This is a genomic window from Streptomyces sp. TRM68416 (assembly GCF_014596915.1).
In the GTDB taxonomy this organism is placed as follows: domain Bacteria; phylum Actinomycetota; class Actinomycetes; order Streptomycetales; family Streptomycetaceae; genus Streptomyces.
On sequence record NZ_JACVWU010000011.1, the window covers coordinates 102,852 to 119,972 of the forward strand.

Here is a 17,121-nt window from a genome sequence, read left to right on the forward strand (position 1 = left end):
CCCTCTGGCCCTCTGGAGCGTATCGGCGTGAGCAACTCGCAGTACGAGACGTATGAGGCGTACGGCGCGGGCGCGAGCGGCGCGTATCCGCCCCCGGCGTACGGCGGATACGACGCGCCCCCCGCCGACCTGCACAGCGCGGAGACCCTCGGCTACGGGATGCCCGGGGTGTACGAGCAGACGTACGCGGACACGTATCGGCCGGCGTACGAGGGGCAGGGGGCGCGCGAGTCCGGTGAGGGGCGCGGGGCGCGCGGGGGCGGCGCGGCCGATGCGGAGCGCGAGTTTCCCGGGGCGCGCGCGGCGCACGGGACGGCGCTGCCGCGCCAGACCGGAGGGGCGCCGGACGGAAGGGCGCCGGACGGAGGGGCTCTCGACGAGAAGGCGCACGCCGGGGGCGCGTACGGTGAGCAAGCGCCCGGCGAGGCGGCGCTCGCGCCCCCCGCCCGCGCCGGCGCGGGACGCCGCGCCGCACGCCGTCGCCGCGCGCGCTACGCCGAGCGCCCCGACAGTCCCCTGCGCCGCCTGCTCCCGCAGGCCCTCGTCGTCGCCTTCCTCGCCGGCGGCACCTCCGCGTTCGTCGCCAAGGACAAGGCGATCGAACTGAGCGTCGACGGCACACCGCGCACCCTCCACACCTTCGCCGACGACGTCACCGAACTGCTCGCGGAGCAAGGGGTCGAAGTGGGGGCGCACGACGTGGTCGCGCCCGCCCCCGGCGCGGACCTCAACAGCGGCGACGAGGTCGCCGTACGCTACGGACGCCCGGTACGGCTCACGCTCGACGGCCGACGGCGCCAGGTGTGGACGACGGCGCGCACCGTGGACGAAGCGCTGCGGCAGTTCGGCGTACGCGCGGAGGGCGCGTACCTGTCCGTCGCGCGATCCCTGCGCATCGGGCGCGAGGGGCTCGCACTGGACGTGCGCACCGAGCGCTCCGTCACGATCATGGCCGACGGCCGTGCCCGCACCGTCCGCACGAACGCGGCGACCGTCCGCGAGGCCGTCGAGGAGGCCGGCATCACCCTGCGCGGACAGGACACCACCTCCGTCGCGCTCGCGAGCTTCCCGCGCGACGGCCAGACGGTGACCGTCCTGCGGATCACCGGGACGAAGGAGGTCCGCGAGGAGCAGATCCCGTTCGACGTGGAGCGGACCGAGGACCCCTCGCTGTTCAAGGGGACGGAGGTCGTCGAGCAGTCCGGCCAGCCGGGGCTGCGCCGGGTCACCTACTCCCTGCGCACCGTCAACGGCGTCAAGCAGAAGCCCCGGCGGATCCGGACCGAGACGGTACGGGAGCCGCGGACGCAGGTGGTGAAGGTGGGCACCAAGCCGATGCCGACGTCGGTGCAGGGCGCCGACCACCTGAACTGGCAGGGGCTCGCCGCCTGCGAGTCGGGCGGGCGGCCCGACGCGGTGGACCCGTCGGGGACGTACGGCGGGCTGTACCAGTTCGACACCCGGACCTGGCAGGGGCTCGGCGGCAAGGGACGGCCGCAGGACGCGCCCGCGTCGGAGCAGACGTTCCGGGCGAAGAAGCTGTACGTGCAGCGCGGGGCGAGCCCCTGGCCGCACTGCGGGGCGCGGCTGCAGGGGTGAGGACCACGGGCGCCGACCGGACGAGGGCCGGCCCCGCACCCCCGTACCCTTGTCCCGTGAGCACCAGCCCCGCCCCCGACGCCCTCCTCGGCCCCGCCGACGTCCGCGAACTCGCCGACGTCCTCGGGGTGCGCCCCACCAAGCAGCGCGGTCAGAACTTCGTGATCGACGCGAACACCGTCCGCCGTATCGTCCGCACCGCGCAGGTCCGGCCGGACGACGTGGTCGTCGAGGTCGGCCCCGGGCTCGGCTCGCTCACCCTCGCGCTGCTGGAGGTCGCCGACCGGGTCACGGCCGTGGAGATCGACGACGTACTCGCGGCCGCGCTGCCCGCCACCGTCGCCGCGCGGATGCCCGAGCGCGCCGACCGGTTCGCGCTGGTCCACTCCGACGCGATGCACGTACGCGAGTTGCCGGGCCCCGCCCCGACCGCGCTGGTGGCGAACCTGCCGTACAACGTCGCCGTTCCCGTGCTGCTGCACATGCTCGACACCTTCCCCACCATCGAGCGCACGCTCGTCATGGTGCAGGCGGAGGTCGCCGACCGGCTCGCCGCCGCGCCCGGCTCGAAGGTGTACGGCGTGCCGTCGGTGAAGGCCAACTGGTACGCCGAGGTGAAGCGGGCCGGAGCCATCGGCCGCAATGTCTTCTGGCCGGCGCCGAACGTCGACAGCGGGCTGGTGTCGCTGGTGCGCCGCGCCGAGCCGGTCGCGACGACGGCCTCCAAGGCGGAGGTCTTCGCGGTCGTCGACGCCGCGTTCGCCCAGCGGCGCAAGACGCTGCGGGCCGCGCTCGCGGGCTGGGCCGGTTCCGCACCGGCCGCCGAGGCGGCGCTCGTCGCGGCGGGCGTCTCACCACAGGCGCGCGGAGAGGCGCTGACGGTCGAGGAGTTCGCGAGGATCGCAGAACACAAGGCGAGCGCCCCCGCCGAGGACAAGACGGCCGCCCCCGCCGAGGACAAGACGGCCGCCCCCGCCGAGGACAAGACGGCCGCCCCCGCCGAGCACAAGGAGACCGGTCACCAGTGAGCGTCACGGTACGCGTCCCCGCCAAGGTCAACGTCCAGCTCGCGGTAGGCGCCGCCCGCCCCGACGGCTTCCACGACCTGGCCAACGTCTTCCTCGCGGTCGGCCTCTACGACGAGGTCACCGTCACCCCGTCGCCCACCGGTCTGCGGGTCACCTGCGAGGGCCCGGACGCCGCCCAGGTCCCGCTGGACCGCACCAACCTGGCCGCCCGCGCCGCCGAGGCGCTCGCCGGACGGTACGGCCTCGAACCCGACGTCCACCTCCACATCACCAAGGACATCCCCGTCGCCGGCGGCATGGCGGGCGGCAGCGCGGACGGCGCGGGCGCCCTCCTCGCCTGCGACGCCCTGTGGGGCACGCACGCCTCCCGCGACGAACTCCTCGACATCTGCGCCGAACTGGGCAGCGACGTGCCGTTCAGCCTGGTGGGCGGGGCCGCGCTGGGCACCGGACGCGGCGAGAAGCTGCGCGCGCTGGAGGTCGGCGGGACCTTCCACTGGGTGTTCGCGATGGCCGCGCGCGGGCTGTCGACACCGGCTGTCTTCCGGGAGTTCGACCGGCTGGGGGAGGGGACCGACATCCCCGACCCCGTCGCCTCCGGGCCGCTGCTCGACGCCCTCGCCGAGGGCGACGCGGACGCGCTCGCCGCCGCCGTCTCCAACGACCTCCAGCCCGCCGCGCTCTCCCTCTTCCCCGAACTCGCCGACACCCTCGCCGCGGGGCGGGCGGCCGGCGCGCTCACCGCGCTCGTCTCCGGTTCCGGCCCGACCACGGCCTTCCTGGTCCGCGACCCCGAGGCCGCGGACAAGGTCGCCGAGGCCCTGCTCGCCTCCGGCACCTGCCGCACGGTGCGCACGGCGTCGGGGCCCGCTCCGGGCGCGACGGTTCTCGACGGGTAGGACGACGGGGAGGACGGCGGCAGCGGCGGCGGGGAGCGACGGCGGGCAGCGCAACCAACCCCGTCACGCCAGCGGTCACCGGCCCCGTCATGGCAGACGGCCACCGGCCCCCGTCACGCCAGGGTCACCGACCCCGCCACGCCAGCGGCCACCGCCCACCGCCCCCCGCCACGACAACGGCCACCGCCCCCCGCCACGCCACCGCCCACCGCCCCCCGCCACGCCAGCCGCAACCGCCCCCGCCCCCACCCCGGCGGCAGTCGCGGACTCCGCGGCCGCCTGTCACACCCGCCGACTACCCTGGAGGCCGATCGACCCCCCTGGGCAGGAGAGAAATGGCCGTCAATCTGGTCAATGTCGAGAACGTCAGCAAGGTGTACGGCACCCGTGCCCTGCTCGACGGCGTCTCGCTCGGCGTCTCCGAAGGGGATCGGATCGGAGTCGTCGGCCGCAACGGCGACGGCAAGACGACCCTGATCCGGATGCTGGCCAAGCTGGAGGAGGCCGACACCGGGCGCGTCACGCACTCCGGCGGACTGCGCCTGGGCGTGCTCACGCAGCACGACTCCCTCGACCCGGCCGCCACCGTGCGGCACGAGGTCATCCGGGACCTGGCCGACCACGAGTGGGCGGGCAACGCCAAGATCCGCGACGTGCTCACCGGCCTCTTCGGCGGGCTCGACCTGCCCGGCTTCCCGCAGGGCCTGGACACCGTCATCGGACCGCTCTCCGGCGGCGAGCGCCGCCGTATCGCGCTGGCCAAGCTGCTCATCGACGAGCAGGACCTGATCGTGCTCGACGAGCCCACCAACCACCTCGACGTCGAGGGCATCTCCTGGCTCGCCCAGCACCTGCGCGAGCGGCGCTCCGCACTCGTGTGCGTCACCCACGACCGCTGGTTCCTGGACCAGGTCTGCACGCGCATGTGGGACGTGCAGCGCGGCGCCGTCCACGAGTACGAGGGCGGCTACTCCGACTACGTCTTCGCCCGCGCCGAGCGTGAGCGCATCGCCGCCACCGAGGAGACCAAGCGGCAGAACCTCGTCCGCAAGGAGCTGGCCTGGCTGCGCCGAGGCGCCCCCGCGCGTACGTCCAAGCCGCGCTTCCGGGTGGAGGCCGCCAACGAGCTCATCAAGGACGTGCCGCCGCCCCGGGACAGCAGCGAGCTGATGAAGTTCGCCTCCTCGCGGCTCGGCAAGACCGTCTTCGACCTGGAGGACGTGACCGTCCAGGCGGGCCCCAAGGTGCTCCTCAAGCACGTCACCTGGCAGCTCGGCCCCGGTGACCGGATCGGCCTCGTCGGGGTCAACGGCGCCGGCAAGACCTCCCTGCTGCGCGCCATGGCCGAGGCCGCACGCACGGAGGGCGAGGCGCAGCCCGCGGGCGGCCGGATCGCCGTCGGCAAGACCGTCAAGCTCGCCTACCTCTCCCAGGAGGTCGGCGAACTCGACCCGGCCCTGCGGGTCCTGGAGGCCGTGCAGCGCGTGCGCGAGCGCGTCGACCTCGGCAAGGGACGCGAGATGACCGCCGGACAGCTGTGCGAGACGTTCGGCTTCAACAAGGAGAAGCAGTGGACGCCGGTCGGGGACCTCTCCGGCGGTGAGCGGCGCCGCCTGCAACTGCTGCGCCTCCTCATGGACGAGCCGAACGTCCTCTTCCTCGACGAGCCCACCAACGACCTCGACATCGAGACCCTCACCCAGCTGGAGGACGTCCTCGACGGCTGGCCCGGCTCGATGATCGTCATCTCCCACGACCGGTTCTTCGTCGAACGCACCACCGACCGCGTCTTCGCCCTGCTCGGCGACGCCACCCTGCGGATGCTGCCGCGCGGCATCGACGAGTACATCGAGCGGCGCCACCGGATGGAGGAGGCGGCCGCCGCCGCGGCCCCGGTCGTCCAGAAGGCGGTACCCGAGAAGAGCGCCGCCGACCAGCGCGCCGCCAAGAAGGAGCTCCAGAAGATCGAGCGGCAGCTCGACAAGGTCTCCGAGCGGGAGACCAAGCTCCACGCCCAAATCGCCGAGAACGCGACAGACTTCGCGAAGGTCGCCGAACTCGACGCCGAGCTGCGCGACTTGGCGGGCCAGCGCGAAGAGCTGGAGCTGCGGTGGCTGGAACTCGCGGAGGACGCGTAGCCCCGGAAGGCGCGGGCCGAGCGTGAGCCGGGGGCGCGTGCGTGCGGCGCGCGGTGAGGCGCGTGCGTGGGGCGCGCAAGCCGCGTGAAGGGCGCGTGAAGGCGCGTAACGGCGGTATCACGAGCCGGTCGTCCCTTGGGAACAGGGGTTGACCGGCCCCGTGGTCTGTCGGTCCCGAGTGATAGAAAGAGCCGTCTGAGAACCGTCTGAAGAACCACGGGTGTGGCGGAAACGCAGCGCCACAGAGCGCGGCGCCACATCGGTCACAAGGGGGAACCGCTGATGAGCCAGCCGCCCAGCCAGCCGCCGCACGGCGGTTTCGGCGCGCCGCAGGACCAGCCGCCGCAGGGCGGTTTCGGGGCACCGCAGACGCCCCCGCCGCCACCGGCGGGCCCTCCGCAGACCCCGCCGCCCGCCGGCCCCCCGCAGCCCGGCTACGGCTACCCGCAGCAGCAGCCCACCCCGGCCCCCGGCCCCTACGGCCAGCCGCAGCAGCCGGGCCCCTACGGCCAGCCCGGCCCGTACGCCCAGCAGGGCCCGTACGCCCAGCCGCAGCAGCCCGGCCCCTACGGACAACCCCAGCAGCCCGGCCCCTACGGCCAGCCCGGCTACGGCTACCCGCAGCAGCCCGGGCAGCCGGGCGCGCCCGGCACCCCGCCGCCCGCCCCCGGCTCCCGCAACCCCTTCAAGGGCAAGCCCCTGCTCGCCATCGGTGCCGCGGTCGTGGCACTGCTCGTCATCGGCGGCACCGTGTTCGCCGTGACCGGAGGCGGCGACGACGACGGCGGCGGCAGCAAGAAGAAGCCCGTCGCGGGCAAGACCGACGACCCCAAGCCCACCGCGACCGACGCGCCGGTCAACCCCGGCGACGGCGCCGGCGACAAGGGCGACGGCGCGGAGGACCTCAACGCGGGCCGCAAGCCCGGTGAGTCGAAGGTGCTCTGGTACAAGGAGGCGCCCGACGCGCCCGGTTCCGGCGCCGACGCCCCCGGCCTGTGGATCACCGACAAGACGGCGGTGAAGGCGGCGTACAAGCAGGTCTTCGCCTACGACGTCGACGGCGGCGCCCCGACCTGGGACGCGATCACGTTCCCGCAGAAGATCTGCTCGGCCACCCCGCAGAAGACGGCCGACGACAAGATCGTCATCGCCTACATGAGCGGCAGCAGCGACCGCGCCAAGTGCAACCAGCTCCAGGAACTCGACCTCAACACCGGCGAGAAGGGCTGGACGGGCGAGGTCGCCGACGGCGAACTGTTCGACAGCACGCTCCAGCTCCAGCTGAACATCGTCGGCAAGACGCTGATGGTGGGCCGTTCCCAGTCCGGCACGGCGTACGACGTCACGACCGGCGACAAGCTGTACGACAAGAAGAAGTACGGCGACGCCTGCTTCCCGGCCGGCTTCACCGGCGGCGAGAAGCTGATCTCCGTGGCGTCCTGCAGCGCGGGCGGCGACAACGCGCACGACTCGGTCCAGGAGCTCGACCCCAAGACCGGCAAGGCCAAGTGGACCTGGAAGCCCGACAAGGGCTGGAAGGTCGAGCGGGTCTACTCCGTGAACCCGGTCGTCGTCTACAGCACCAACGAGGACAAGAACGCGTGGAACATCTCCACGCTCGGCTCGGGCGGCACGGTCACCTCCCAGGTCGCCGTCGACGAGGACTTCGCGCCCGAGTGCGGCTGGGCCTTCCTCGGCCGCGACCTCCAGGGCTGCACCGGCGTCACCGCCGACAGCTCGACGCTCTACCTGCCCACCAAGGCCACCACCGGCGCCAACGAGATCGTCGCGATCAACCTCGCCAACGGCAAGGAGAAGTGGCGCGTGAAGTCGCCGCTGGACGACTCGATGATCCCGCTGAAGGTCGAGGCCGGAAAGCTCATCGCCTACGTGGAGCCGGGCTGGAACTCGGGCGGCCAGGTCGTGGCGATCCCCACCACGGGCACCAGCCCCAAGCCGACGAAGCTGCTCCAGAACCCCGAGGCCATCTCGAAGCTCGAGAACAGCTTCTACTCGGCGGCCTACGACTGGGTCGACGGCCGCTTCTACCTGTCGACGACGCGGCTGTCCGGCAGCGACGAGACGAAGGAGAAGCTGATGATCGTCTACGGCAAGTGAGGCGCCCACCGCACTTCCGAGGCCCCCGCCCCCTGTCCGCCGTAGTCCCCACCGGCTTCGCCGACCCGTCTTCGAGGTAGTCACACCATGACCCAGCCCCCGCCGCCCAACCAGCCCCCGCAGGGGGGAGGCTACGGCCCACCCCAGGACGAGCCGCCCCAGCAGCCGCAGCAGCAGGGAGGTTTCGGCGCACCCCAGGACCAGCAGCCCCCGCAGCAGCCCGGTTTCGGCGCCCCGCAGGGCCAGCCCACGCCCCCACCGGGCCAGCCCACGCCCCCGCAGCCGCCTTTCGGCGCGCCCCAGGCGCCCCCGCAGCCGCCGCAGACCCCGGCGCCGGGCTACGGCTACCCACAGACCCCGCCCCCTGCGGCACCGCAGCCGCCGGCCGGCTACGGCTACCCCCAGGCACCCCAGGCACCCCAGGCACCCCAAGCTCCCGGGGCTCCGCAGCAGCCGCAACCTCCGCAGACCCCGGCCCCCGGCTACGGCTACCCCGGTCAGCCGCCGACACCGCCGTACGGCCAGGCACCCACACAGCCGTACGGCCAGGCGCCCACGCAGCCGTACGGGCAGCAGCCCGGCTACGGCTACCCCGCGGCGACCGTGCCGATGCAGGCGCAGGCGGGCCCGGCGGCCGGCGGGCGGAAGTTCAACTCGCAGCTGGCCATCATCGTCGCGGCCGTCGTGGCGATCGCGCTGATCGTCGGCGGCGGCGTCTTGTACGCGCAGTCCGGTGACGACGGCGGCAAGAAGGACACGGCCGGCTCCAGCGGCGGCACCGGCGGCGGTGGCGACGGCAAGGGCGACACCGGCGGCGCCGACGGCACGGGCGGCACGGGTGGCACCACGAACGCCAAGGCCGTGGAGAAGGCACCCGCCAACCCCAACTCCAAGGTGCTGTTCCAGGTCCCGGCGGAGAAGGTGAAGTCCACGTTCTCCGCCGCCGGCTCCTGGCTCACCGACAAGGCGTACGTCAAGGTCGGCGTCGCCGAGGTCGTCGGCTACGACCTCGACAAGGGCAGCAAGCTCTGGACGATCGACCTCCCCGGCCCGGTGTGCCAGGCCAGCAACCACGCCACCGAGGACAACAAGACGGCGATCATCTACCAGCCGAAGATGCCGACCAAGGCCAACCCCTCCTGGGGCTGCACCGAGGTCGCGGGCATCGACCTCGACGCCGGCAAGAAGCTGTGGACCGAGACCGCCACCTCCGGCGACCAGGCGATCGGCTTCAACAACGTCACCGTCAGCGCGAGCACCGTCGCCGTGGGCAGCACCAGTGGCGGCGCCGCGTTCGACATCGCGACCGGCGACCTGCTGTGGGCGCCGAAGCCGACCGACACCTGCTACGACTCCGGATACGGCGGTGGCCCGAAGCTGGTAGCCGTGCGCAAGTGCGGCCGGTACGGCCAGCGTCAGCTGCACATCCAGACCATCGACCCGAAGTCCGGGAAGGTGATCTCCGAGTACAAGATGGCCGAGGGCATCGAGTACGCCAGCGTGGTCTCCACCGAGCCGCTCGTCGTGGCCGCGGACGTCGCCGACTCCGCGGGTGACGCCAGCGGTATCTCGGACTTCTTCTCCATCGACAACAAGACCGGCAAGCTCCGCGTCCGCATCCCCGCGCCGGGCGACAAGTACGCGGCCAGCTGCGACGGCATCACCAAGGTCGAGGAGTGCCGCGAGGTCGCCGTCGGCAACGACCGGCTCTACCTGCCGACCGAGGAGCACGAGGGCTCCGGCGAGTTCATCGACACCAACGAGATCGTCTCCATCGACCTCGCCACCGGCAAGGAGACCGGCCAGCGGGCGGACGCGGGCGACGACTACACGCTCTCCCCGCTGCGCATGGACGGCCCCAACCTGATCGCGTACAAGCGCGGGCCCTACGACAAGGGCGGCCAGGTCGTGAGCATCGACGGCAGCACCTTCAAGGAGACCCAGCTGATGCAGAACCCGTCCACGGAGTCGGTAATGGACGTGGAGCGGCGCATGCAGCCGAAGAACGCGGAACTCCTCTACGGGCAGGGTCGGTTGTTCATGTCGGACGTATACGTGAGCGACATCGGCGCCAGCAGCGACAAGGTGGACTACCTGGTGATCGCTTTCGGCGCCAAGTGATCACTGTTCCGCACGATTGACGCGGCCCCGCCCCTGCTCAGGGGCGGGGCCGTGCATTTACCGCTCATCACCCTCGTATGCGAGGAATTTCGGCGATCCGGGGCACTTCTCACCGGTAGGGGGAGCGCAACGTCGAACAAGCGTGTAGCTTCCGGGGGCAAGAAGGACCGGGGGGAGCCGGGAGGGGGCTTCTGTCCGTGCGGACCAGTGGGCATCCATGGTGGTGCATCCCTGTGGGACGGCCACTGGGATGCATGGGGACGGGGATCCATTGGGGGGACTGGGGGGTTGCTCGATGGGAGTGCGGCTGATGGTGGTCGACGACCACCGCCTGCTCGCCGAGGCACTGGCCTCGGCGCTGAAGCTGCGAGGACACCGGGTGCTGGCCGCGGCGGCACCCGCGGCGGGGGCGGCGGAACTGGTGATCACACGGGCACCTGAAGTGTGCCTGCTCGGCACGGCGACACCGGCGGAGCCGGGGATGTTCGACCCGGTGGTGAGGATCAAACGGGAGCGGCCGCAGGTCGCGGTGCTGGTGCTCGGCCCGGTGCCGAGCCCCCGGGGCATCGCGGCGGCGTTCGCGGCCGGAGCCTCGGGCTACGTCCGCCACGACGAACGCATCGAGGGCGTCGAACGAGCCATCATGAAGGCGAGGGCGGGAGAGGCGGCGGTGGCGCCCCAGCTCCTCCAGGGCGCCTTCAGCGAACTGCTCAACCCCGCCGCCCAGCCCGACGACGAGGGCCAACGCCTCCTCCAGATGCTCACCCCGAGGGAGGTCGAGGTCCTGGTCCGCGTCGCCGACGGCGAGGACACCCGCCTGATCGCCGCAGGCATGGGCATCGCCCCCTCCACGGCCCGCACCCACGTCCAACGCGTCCTCATGAAACTCGGCGTGGGCTCCCGCCTGGAAGCAGCGGCCCTGGCGGCCCGCACCGGCCTACTGGACCGAGCGGGCCCCGTACCGCCCTCTCCCCGGGACCCGGGAAGGGGGCCGGAATCCTAGGAAGAGGCTCCCGGAGGGCTCCGCCGCCCTCCCCGGGGCACCCGCGGCTCAGCCGAACTTCTGGCGGCATCCGCTCGCCCAGCAGGTGCGTAAGGAAGGCTGGGAGGAAGGCCGCGTCGAGGAGCGTTTCGCGATGGGGCTGAACATCCTGAGCTGGCGCGGTATCGAGGTGTCCGACTCGGTGCGTCAGCGGGTGGAGGGGTGCTCCGATCCGGATCAGCTCGAAGTGTGGGCCCGGCGCGCGGTGAGTGTGGACGACGCCGAGGAGTTGTTCGCCGTCGAGTGGTCGGTGGAACGGGGGCGGGGGCCGTACGCCGGTCCCCGCCTCGTCCTCTCTACTCCGGCGGCTCGTCGTTCTCCGGCGTCGGCGGTGCCAGAGGCCGCAGCTTCAGCCAGGTCAGGAAGAACAGGCCGAGCAGCAGCATGCCCAGCCCCGTCCAGAGGTTGATGTTGATGCCGCCGGTCTTGTCGAGGTCGGTGTCGGAGGGGGAGATGCCGGCGATCGTGACGATCACGCCGTAGATGACGAACAGGCCGCCGATGATGCGGCGCAGGTCGAAGATGCGGGCCGCCGTGGCGGACTTGGCCTCCAGCTCGGTGACCTCGCGCTGGACGTCGTCCTCGGAGTAGCCGGAGTGTTCGCGGTGCTCAGACATGGTCTGTCAATCCTCCTGGGCTAGAACGAGAACGGGATGTAGCAGGCGGCCGCGAGGACGACCGCGCCCCAGCCCAGCAGGGCCGGTTTGCGGTACCAGGCGTCGTCGCCCTCGGCGGGGGGCTCGGACATGCCGGGGGAGCGGGTGCCGTAGACCAGGCCCTGGAGTTCCTCGACGGGCTTCGGGGCGGTGAAGAGGGAGACGGCGACCATCACCACCGCGCCCGCGACGAAGCCGACGATCGCCGAGACGAAGTTGGCGCCCTGCTCGGAGGGGATGTCCACGACGCCCTGCTTGTAGATCCAGAAGTAGTTCAGCATCGCGGCGACCGTGCCCGCGAGCAGGCCCCAGAAGCCGGACTTCACCGACGCGCGCTTCCAGAACATGCCGATGACGAAGACGACGAACATCGGCACGTTGAAGAAGGAGAACAGTGTCTGGAGGTAGCTCATGACGTTCGAGAACGTCGACGCCAGGAACGCCGTGCCGACCGACGCGCACACGCCGATCACCGTGATCAGGCGGCCGAAGCGCACGTAGTAGTCGTCCTCGCGGTCCTTGACCACGTACCTCGCCCAGATGTCGTTGGTGAACACCGTGTTGAAGGACGACACGTTCGCCGCCATGCCCGCCATGAAGGCCGCCAGCAGGCCGGTCACCGCGACGCCGAGGACGCCGTTGGGCAGGAGTTGTTCCATCAGGTACGGGATGGCGTCGTTGTACTGGTAGCCCGATTCGGGGGTGCCGAAGCCGGGGACCAGGGCCGCGGCGGCCAGGCCCGGGATCATCACCAGGAAGACGATGAAGATCTTCGGAAAGGCCGCGATCAGGGGCGTCCGCTGAGCGGCGCTCAGGTTCTTCGCCGACAGCGCGCGCTGCACCTCCGCGAAGTTCGTCGTCCAGTAGCCGAAGCTCAACACGAAGCCCAGCCCCAGCACGATCGTCAGCCAGTTCGCGCCCAGCGGGTTGTCGCTGCCGATGCCGGTGCCGCCCCAGGCCGTCATGAAGTCGTCGCCCCGCGAGGCCGTCAGGGTGTCCGTCAGGCCGCCCCAGCCGCCCACCTTGTTCAGGCCCAGCACCACGATCGGGATGAGGGCCGCGAGGATCACGAAGAACTGCAGCACCTCGTTGTAGATCGCCGACGACAGGCCGCCCAGCGTGATGTACGCCAGTACGAAGGCGCCGGCGACCACGATCGCCACCCACTGCGGCCAGCCCAGCAGCGCCTCGACGACGATCGCGAGGGCGTAGAGGTTCACCCCGGAGATGAGGACGGCGGCGAAGGCGAACAGCGCCGAACTCAGCAGGTGGGCCGGCTTGTCGAAGCGCAGGAGCAGCATCTCGGGGACCGAGCGCACCTTGGAGGAGTAGTAGAAGGGCATCATCACCAGGCCGAGGAAGACCATGGCCGGGATGGCGCCGACCCAGTACCAGTGCACGGTGTAGGCGCCGTACTGCGCGCTGTTGGCGGCCATGCCGAGGATCTCGGTGGCGGCCAGGTTGGCCGAGATGAAGGCCAGACCGGTGATCCAGGCGGGCAGGGAGCGGCCCGAGAGGAAGAAGTCGAGGCTCGTCCTCACCGAGCGGCGGGCCGCGAAGCCGATGCCGAGCACGACGACGAAGTAGATGCCGAGGATCGTGTAGTCGAGCCAGTTGGTGGGGAGTCGTAGCTCGGCGGACAGATATGCGGCATTTGCAAGGGTTTGCATGGGGGGCTGTTCGACCCTTCCGCTGGTGAGCTTTGTTTGATTCTGACGTTGACGTGGGTGTCGGCTTATGGTTACTTGTGTTTACTTATGTTTGAGTGAAGGAGTCCGGCGGTGAAGAAGACCTCGACCCGGCTGGCCGACGGTCGCGAGCTCATCCACTACGACCTGCGCGACGACAGCGTCCGGGACGCGGTCGACCGGAGGCCGCTGGAGCGGACGGTCACCACCTCCGAGGTGCGCAGGGACCCGCTCCTCGGCGACTCCGTCGCCATCGCCTCGCACCGGCAGGGGCGGACCTACCACCCGCCGGCCGACGAGTGCCCGCTGTGCCCCTCCCAGGGCGACCGGCTGAGCGAGATCCCGGACTCCTCGTACGACGTCGTCGTGTTCGAGAACCGCTTCCCCTCGCTCGCCGGGGACTCCGGCCGCTGCGAGGTCGTCTGCTTCACCTCCGACCACGAGGCGTCCTTCGCCGACCTGACCGAGGAACAGGCGCGGCTGGTCCTGGAGGCGTGGACCGACCGGACGTCGGAGCTGTCGCATCTGCCCTCCGTGGAGCAGGTGTTCTGCTTCGAGAACCGCGGCGCCGAGATCGGCGTGACCCTCGGGCATCCGCACGGGCAGATCTACGCGTACCCCTTCACCACGCCTCGCACCGCCCTCATGTTGCGTCAGCTGTCCCAGCACAAGGAGGCCACCGGCGGCGAGAACCTCTTCGACGCCGTCCTGGAGCGTGAACTCGCCGACGAGCGGGTCGTCCTGGAGGGGGAACACTGGGTGGCGTTCGTGCCGTACGCCGCGCACTGGCCGTACGAGGTCCACCTGTACCCCAAGCGCCGCGTGCCCGACCTGCTCGCGCTGGACGAGGACGCGCGCACAGAGTTCCCCCAGGTCTATCTGGAACTCTTGAGGCGCTTCGACCGGATCTTCGGGGACGGTGAACCGCCCACGCCGTACATCGCCGCCTGGCACCAGGCGCCGTTCGGCCAGTTGGAGGAGTTCGACGGCGTCAACCGCGACGACTTCGCGCTCCACCTCGAGCTTTTCACCATTCGCCGCACCTCCGGCAAGCTGAAGTTCCTCGCGGGTTCCGAGTCCGGCATGAGCGTGTTCATCAACGACATCCGGCCGGAGGCCGCGGCCGCGCGACTGCGAGAGGTAGCGAGTTCATGAGCGGTAAGTACCTGGTGACGGGCGGGGCGGGGTACGTCGGCAGCGTGGTCGCCCGGCACCTGCTGGAGGCCGGCCACGAGGTCGTCGTCCTCGACAACCTCTCCACCGGCTTCCGCGAGGGCGCCCCCGCCGGCGCCTCCTTCGTCGAGGGCGACATCCGCGACGCCGGCAAGTGGCTGGACGCCTCCTTCGACGCCGTCCTCCACTTCGCGGCCTCCTCGCAGGTCGGCGAGTCGGTGGTGAAGCCCGAGAAGTACTGGGACAACAACGTCGGCGGCTCCATGGCGCTGCTCGGCGCGATGCGCGAGGCGGGCGTGAAGAAGCTCGTCTTCTCCTCCACCGCCGCCACCTACGGCGAACCCGCCGGCTCGCCGATCACCGAGACCGACCCGACCGCCCCCACCTCGCCCTACGGCGCTTCCAAGCTCGCCGTCGACCACATGATCACCGGCGAGGCGACCGCCCACGGCCTGGGCGCCGTCTCCCTGCGCTACTTCAACGTCGCGGGCGCCTACGGCGAGTTCGGCGAGCGCCACGACCCCGAGTCGCACCTCATCCCGCTGGTCCTCCAGGTCGCGCAGGGCCGCCGGGAGGCCATCTCCGTCTTCGGCGACGACTACCCGACGCCGGACGGCACCTGCGTCCGCGACTACATCCACGTCGCGGACCTGGCCGAGGCCCACCTGCTGGCGCTCGAGGCGGCCACCTCGGGCGAGCACCTGATCTGCAACCTCGGCAACGGCAACGGCTTCTCGGTGCGCGAGGTCATCGAGACGGTGCGCGAGGTGACGGGGCACCCGATCCCCGAGGTCGTGGCCCCCCGCCGGGGCGGCGACCCGGCGGTCCTGGTGGCGTCCGCCGCCAGGGCCCGCGAGAAGCTGGGCTGGAATCCGTCGCGCGCGGACCTCGCGGGGATCGTCGCGGACGCCTGGGAGTTCGCGCAGCGGCGCGGCAAGTAGCGAGCAACGAAAGGTCAGGGCACAGGGGATGAGCGAGGCTGTCGCCGAGCGGTTCGAGGAGCTGTACGGGACCGGTCCGGAAGGGGTGTGGGCGGCGCCGGGCCGGGTCAACCTGATCGGCGAACACACCGACTACAACGACGGCTTCGTCATGCCGTTCGCGCTGCCGCACACCGCGGTCGCCGCGGTCTCGCGGCGCACCGACGGAGTCCTGCGGCTGCACTCGGCGGACGTCGAGGGCGGCGTCGTCGAGCTGCGTCTTGACGACCTGACCCCCGGCACCGACCGGAACTGGACGGCGTACCCGGCGGGCGTGGTGTGGGCGCTGCGCGAGGCCGGTCACCCGGTGACCGGCGCGGACGTCCACCTGGCGTCCACGGTCCCGACCGGCGCGGGCCTGTCGTCCTCGGCGGCCCTGGAGGTCGTCGTCGCCCTCGCCCTCGACGACCTGTACGAACTCGGCCTCCAGCGCTGGCAGTTGGCCCGCCTGTGCCAGCGCGCCGAGAACGTCTACGTCGGCGCCCCCACCGGCATCATGGACCAGACCGCCTCCGCGTGCTGCGAGGACGGCCACGCCCTGTTCCTCGACACCCGGGACCTGTCCCAGCAGCAGATCCCCTTCGACCTGGCCGCCTCCGGGCTGCGCCTGCTGGTCGTCGACACCCGGGTCAAGCACTCCCACAGCGAGGGCGAGTACGGCAAGCGCCGCGCCGGCTGCGAGAAGGGCGCCGCGCTCCTCGGCGTCGACGCGCTCCGGGACGTCCCCCACGGCGAACTCGACGCGGCGCTGGCCCGCCTGGGCGACGAGGAGGAAGTGGTCCGCCTGGTCCGCCACATCGTCACCGAGAACGAGCGCGTCGAGCGGGTCGTCGCCCTGCTCCGGGCGGGCGAGATCCGGGCGATCGGACCGGTCCTGGTCGAGGGCCACGCCTCGCTGCGCGACGACTTCCGCATCTCCTGCCCGGAGCTGGACCTGGCCGTCGACACCGCCCTCGCGGCCGGCGCGCTGGGCGCCCGCATGACCGGCGGCGGCTTCGGCGGCTCGGCGATCGCCCTGGTGGAGGCCGCCGACGTCGACACCGTCACCAAGGCGCTCCAGGAGGCCTTCGCCGCGGCCGGCTTCACGGCCCCGCGGGTCTTCGAGGCGGTCCCGGCCCCGGGCGCGCGCAGGCTCAACCGAGCCGCTTGGTCAGCGTGAACTCCGTGATCCCCGGCGGATAGTCGGGGATCACGCACACCACGTCGTACCCCTGCTTCTTGTAGAACTCCGGCGCCTGGAAGTCCCACGTCTCCAGGCGTACGGCGGTGCAGTGCCGTTCCTCGCGGGCGAGGCGCTCCGCCGTCGCGAGCAACTGCGAACCCAGACCCGCCCCGCGGTGGCGTTCGTCCACCCACAGGTAGGCCACATGGAGCCAGCTCGTCCAGGTGTGGCCGACGAGCCCGCCGGCGAGCGCGTCCGTCTCGTCCAGCGCCCAGACATGGAGCGGGAGTTCGCGTTCACCTGGGGTTCCGCGCAGGGCGCGGAGGACCGGTGAGGCCGCCGTGTTGGTGTCCCTCAGCCGGGTGCGGAGCAGAGCGCGCCGGTCCTTGTCGACTTCTGTCTCCATACGAAACATACGGCTCACCATAAACGCGTCGGTCAGCCAGTTCTGCAAATTACCTTCCGCTCCCGGCCGTCGCCCGTACTCTGATGAACAGCGCCGGTGGGGGCCGGTGCT

General features: G+C 71.7%; 13 protein-coding genes. 10 read left to right on the forward strand and 3 right to left on the reverse strand.

All coding sequences use genetic code 11. The features are described 5' to 3' along the window. Positions 1 to 27: 27 nt before the first annotated feature. From ICC28_RS19095 to ICC28_RS19125, 7 genes are all read left to right on the forward strand, one after another. On the forward strand, positions 28 to 1,599 hold the full coding sequence (locus ICC28_RS19095; RefSeq protein ID WP_317454044.1) for a ubiquitin-like domain-containing protein: 1,572 nt from the start codon (positions 28 to 30) through the stop codon (positions 1,597 to 1,599). Between the two features lie 56 nt (positions 1,600 to 1,655). Continuing rightward, positions 1,656 to 2,627: a 16S rRNA (adenine(1518)-N(6)/adenine(1519)-N(6))-dimethyltransferase RsmA gene (gene rsmA, locus ICC28_RS19100; RefSeq protein WP_188289824.1), complete on the forward strand. Its 972-nt coding sequence runs from the start codon at positions 1,656 to 1,658 to the stop codon at positions 2,625 to 2,627. Beyond that, a complete protein-coding gene (locus tag ICC28_RS19105) occupies positions 2,624 to 3,526 on the forward strand; it encodes a 4-(cytidine 5'-diphospho)-2-C-methyl-D-erythritol kinase (protein WP_188289825.1) in 903 nt (300 codons plus the stop codon). Before rsmA ends, ICC28_RS19105 begins: the two co-directional genes overlap by 4 nt. A 335-nt stretch (positions 3,527 to 3,861) precedes the next feature. Further along, positions 3,862 to 5,664, forward strand: a complete 1,803-nt coding sequence (locus ICC28_RS19110) for an ABC-F family ATP-binding cassette domain-containing protein (RefSeq protein ID WP_188289826.1) — start codon at positions 3,862 to 3,864, stop codon at positions 5,662 to 5,664. A gap of 282 nt (positions 5,665 to 5,946) precedes the next feature. Further along, positions 5,947 to 7,782 (forward strand): PQQ-binding-like beta-propeller repeat protein, encoded by a 1,836-nt coding sequence (locus tag ICC28_RS19115; protein WP_188289827.1) that lies wholly within the window; start codon positions 5,947 to 5,949, stop codon positions 7,780 to 7,782. 87 nt (positions 7,783 to 7,869) lie between these two features. Then, positions 7,870 to 9,903 carry a PQQ-binding-like beta-propeller repeat protein gene (locus ICC28_RS19120; RefSeq protein WP_188289828.1) on the forward strand — a complete coding sequence of 678 codons (2,034 nt, stop codon included), beginning with the start codon at positions 7,870 to 7,872 and terminating at the stop codon, positions 9,901 to 9,903. A gap of 295 nt (positions 9,904 to 10,198) precedes the next feature. Then, positions 10,199 to 10,906: a helix-turn-helix transcriptional regulator gene (locus ICC28_RS19125; protein WP_188289829.1), complete on the forward strand. Its 708-nt coding sequence runs from the start codon at positions 10,199 to 10,201 to the stop codon at positions 10,904 to 10,906. Between the two features lie 335 nt (positions 10,907 to 11,241). Here the strand turns inward: ICC28_RS19125 and ICC28_RS19130 are convergent, their stop codons facing one another. Both ICC28_RS19130 and ICC28_RS19135 read right to left on the reverse strand, forming a co-directional pair. Continuing rightward, entirely contained in the window at positions 11,242 to 11,562 is a 321-nt protein-coding gene (locus ICC28_RS19130; protein WP_188289830.1) for a hypothetical protein, read from the reverse strand. Between the two features lie 20 nt (positions 11,563 to 11,582). Further along, positions 11,583 to 13,271, reverse strand: coding sequence for a sodium:solute symporter family protein (locus ICC28_RS19135; protein WP_188289831.1), 1,689 nt, complete (start codon positions 13,269 to 13,271; stop codon positions 11,583 to 11,585). 111 nt (positions 13,272 to 13,382) lie between these two features. Between ICC28_RS19135 and galT the strand changes: the two genes are divergently transcribed. Genes galT through galK form a run of 3 tightly spaced genes read left to right on the forward strand, consistent with a single transcriptional unit; the run spans position 13,383 to position 16,601 of the window. Beyond that, positions 13,383 to 14,444 carry a galactose-1-phosphate uridylyltransferase gene (gene galT / locus ICC28_RS19140; RefSeq protein ID WP_188289832.1) on the forward strand — a complete coding sequence of 354 codons (1,062 nt, stop codon included), beginning with the start codon at positions 13,383 to 13,385 and terminating at the stop codon, positions 14,442 to 14,444. Next, positions 14,441 to 15,403, forward strand: a complete 963-nt coding sequence (gene galE / locus ICC28_RS19145) for a UDP-glucose 4-epimerase GalE (protein WP_188289833.1) — start codon at positions 14,441 to 14,443, stop codon at positions 15,401 to 15,403. The genes galT and galE overlap by 4 nt, the downstream gene beginning before the upstream one ends. Before the next feature lie 28 nt (positions 15,404 to 15,431). Next, positions 15,432 to 16,601, forward strand: coding sequence for a galactokinase (galK, locus tag ICC28_RS19150; RefSeq protein ID WP_188289834.1), 1,170 nt, complete (start codon positions 15,432 to 15,434; stop codon positions 16,599 to 16,601). Here galK and ICC28_RS19155 read toward each other — a convergent pair. Beyond that, positions 16,576 to 17,031 carry a GNAT family N-acetyltransferase gene (locus ICC28_RS19155; RefSeq protein WP_188289835.1) on the reverse strand — a complete coding sequence of 152 codons (456 nt, stop codon included), beginning with the start codon at positions 17,029 to 17,031 and terminating at the stop codon, positions 16,576 to 16,578. The genes galK and ICC28_RS19155 overlap by 26 nt on opposite strands. Positions 17,032 to 17,121: the final 90 nt, after the last annotated feature.